This is a genomic window from uncultured Campylobacter sp., assembly GCF_938017705.1.
GTDB lineage: Bacteria > Campylobacterota > Campylobacteria > Campylobacterales > Campylobacteraceae > Campylobacter_B.
Genome location: NZ_CALIIS010000189.1, coordinates 1 through 2,923 on the forward strand (window position 1 = coordinate 1; position 2,923 = coordinate 2,923).

A 2,923-nucleotide genomic window follows, 5' to 3' on the forward strand; every position below is an offset into this window, starting at 1 on the left:
CCCGCCTGCCGTTTCACTACGGATATTGTATCGAAACCACGCCTAGCATAAACGAGGACGAGCGCGAGGATGAGATAGCGATATACGGCTCGTGCATTCCCGAGATCGTTTGGGAGCTGCAAGAGGAATACAACATCAAGCGAAACCAAAAGATCGACATCACCGAAAATCAGATCGATCCGCCTTACGCTATCGATAAAGACGCGGGTAGCGTAGCGATCAGCGACATCACGGCTCGAAAGAAATTTATCCGCACAAGCCCGGGACCGGGTAGGACGGTTAAGGACGTCATCACCGTAATGAGCGAGCCCGGCACGTATGGGCTAAGCGAAGAGATTGCGATGCTAAAGAACGAATATGAGATCGCGACGGGCGTAAACAGCGTAATGACGGGGCAGACGAGCCCGAGCGATCGCAGAGCTACGAGCGCGCTTCAGGCGGTCAATTCGGCTTCCGGCACGAGGATAGAGAGCATGCTTCAAACCCTGCTCGATACGATGCTGCAAAGCTACGCCGAACATTTCGTCTGGCTCATATACAAATTTACGAGCGACGAGGAGTTTGTGCGGATTACGGAAGATCCGCAGATCATCGAAAAGATAGGCGATCGCAGCGCACCGCTTGATTTCGACGTGAACGTAAATTTCGGCACCACCATAGCAAACGAAGTCAAGATCGGACAGCTCAACTCTTTAATGCAGGTCTTGGCGCAGGCGAATATGGCAACCCCGGCTATCTCAGGGGAGATCATCAAAGAAATTTTAACTCTGATCCTAGGCGAAAACGCGCCTATCGAGGCGATCGACGAGGCTATGGCGCAGATGCAAGCGCTCCAGCAAGCCCAGCTACAAGCGGCGCAGCAGCCGCAAAGCGCGGCAGAGGGCGAGGACGGCGAGGCGCCGGACGTCCCTGATAGGGACGAACACCCTCCGAGCGAGGACGAGCTAGATCGCGCGGCGCTGCTAAACGGCGGGATTTGAGATGAAAATCGAGTTTAAAAAATTTAGGACGCGCAGAAATAGAATCATTAAAAATTTTCAAAGGAGAAAGCTATGAAAAAAAGCGATTTCAAGGTGCTGGGCACGATCACTCACATGGCAACCAACGGGTTGATGGTGTTTTCAAACGGCAAGAGCACGGGGCAGATCTCGGACGGAAAGATCGGCGACGTAGTTGTCAGAGCTAAGGACGAGACGGGGCTGGAGGCGCAGATTTTTAGCGCCGAAGAGTGGGCCTCTATGGGAGCCGATGAGAAAAAGTCCGGCAAGGATGAGGACGGGAAAAAGGACGACGCGAAAGCGAACGAGGATCTTTCAAATTTGGGCGGTAAAGCAAGCAAGGAAGGAGAGTAGAGATGGATGTGGATATCTATGACGACGATTTGGACGAGGGCGTAACAGATCCCGCCGCCGCGGCTGTCGCAGACGGCAAGGGGGAGCCCGCCAAGGATGCGGGGGGCGAACCTAAAAAATCCGCCGCGCCTCGCGACGACAAATCCGTAAAGGACGAGCCGAACAAGGGCGCGGAGCCCGGCAAGAAAGAGGGCGCCGGAGGCAAGGTGCTAAGCGACGAGGAGTATCAAAGCTTCCGCGCGATGGAGCAAGAAAGGCAGCTCAAAGAGCTCGAAACGGATTTCAAAAAGGAATACGGAGACTTCAATATGCAAAAAGTCCTCGACAAGATGTTTGAGCTCGATGAAAAGGACAAGGGGTATTTGGAGAAGAATTTCAACCCTACGGGGATTGAAAACGTCTATCTCAAATACTTCAAAGGGGCGCCGCAGGATGACGAATATGACGTAGTCCACGGCAAGGGCGGTAGCGCTATCGACAGAGGCGAAATGGCGCGCCGAATTAACAAGGGCGAGATAAGCCAAGAGGAGAAGCTCGCCTACCTTAGCAAAATTTATTAAAGGAGAAAGAGATGCCAACTATCAGAGATGGGCTAATTACCTCCGAGGAAGCTTTCGGCAAGTCGGGGGTTGAGTTTTGGAATACGATCAAAGAGATCGGATGGAAGAGCACGCCGTTTCTTACGGCGATCGGAATGGGTGCACCGAGGGACAGGAGCTCCAACGCAGCTCTTGGCCATACTTGGATGTATGACGAGACGCCCGACGGCGATCTGAACAACGCTCACATGGAGGGCGGCGCTCCGGCTGCGCTGAAATACGTGATCGGCGGCAAGCTAAGCAACCACTATCAAATCGTCAAAGACACCTACGGAGTCAGCGGCACCGAGGAGGACGGCAAAAGAGTGGACGGCTCAATGGTGCTCGCTCGTGCGGGCGATCTTGCGGGCATCCGCCACAAGCAGACGATCGAGAAGATTTTGCTTAGCGATCAGGCGGCGCTTGCTCGCGTCAATACCGGCGCATCAAAGGCCGCGGGAAAGTGCGGTGGACTGAAAAGCTTTGCCACCGTAACAAACACGATCGATGCGAAAAACGCCACGCTAAGCATGCAAACGCTTAGGGATGTGCTCAAAGTAGGGCACAAGAAAAGCCGCCCGTATGATTTTATCCTAGTAAACGATAAGCAGCTCGATAAGATCATGGATCTCATCGACAAGATCAAGCAGGTAAATAACACGGTGGAATATCTCCATGACAAGGTGCAGGCGATCGACTCGCAATATGGCGAGAGCGTGAAAATCCTGCTAAGCCCCGAGCTTGCGGATACAGAGCTGATCGCATTTCGTAGCGACGACATCTACAAGGTGGACTGGAGAAACACGAGAAGAAGAGAGCTTCCGAGCGAGAACGACGAGATCAAAAGGGAAATTTTGACCGAATTCACGCTTCGAGTCTGCACGCCGGTGGCCTTTGCTTGGGTGAAAAACCTAGCAGCCTAAAGCGCGGGGCAGGTAAGCCTGCCCCAAATAAGGAGAAGAGATGACCTTTTCAAATTTCAAAGAAAGACTG

4 protein-coding genes are annotated in these 2,923 nt (G+C 53.2%); all 4 read left to right on the plus strand.

All coding sequences use genetic code 11. The features are described 5' to 3' along the window. Positions 1-980 (plus strand): hypothetical protein (locus Q0605_RS08745; protein WP_298706265.1); only part of this gene is annotated, 980 nt, incomplete at its 5' end. A 72-nt stretch (positions 981-1,052) separates the two neighbouring features. After that, entirely contained in the window at positions 1,053-1,352 is a 300-nt protein-coding gene (locus Q0605_RS08750) for a hypothetical protein (protein WP_298706268.1), read from the plus strand. Positions 1,353-1,354: 2 nt separating this feature from the next. Continuing rightward, positions 1,355-1,912: a hypothetical protein gene (locus Q0605_RS08755; protein ID WP_298706270.1), complete on the plus strand. Its 558-nt coding sequence runs from the start codon at positions 1,355-1,357 to the stop codon at positions 1,910-1,912. Positions 1,913-1,923: 11 nt separating this feature from the next. Then, positions 1,924-2,853: a DUF5309 family protein gene (locus Q0605_RS08760; protein ID WP_297921068.1), complete on the plus strand. Its 930-nt coding sequence runs from the start codon at positions 1,924-1,926 to the stop codon at positions 2,851-2,853. Positions 2,854-2,923: the final 70 nt, after the last annotated feature.

Bases quoted from the DNA above. Each gene is read 5' to 3' on its own strand.
- Q0605_RS08750 (WP_298706268.1), top strand. From the start codon at position 1,053: ATGAAAAAAAGCGATTTCAAGGTGCTGGGCACGATCACTCACATGGCA.
- Q0605_RS08755 (WP_298706270.1), top strand. From the start codon at position 1,355: ATGGATGTGGATATCTATGACGACGATTTGGACGAGGGCGTAACAGAT.
- Q0605_RS08760 (WP_297921068.1), top strand. From the start codon at position 1,924: ATGCCAACTATCAGAGATGGGCTAATTACCTCCGAGGAAGCTTTCGGC.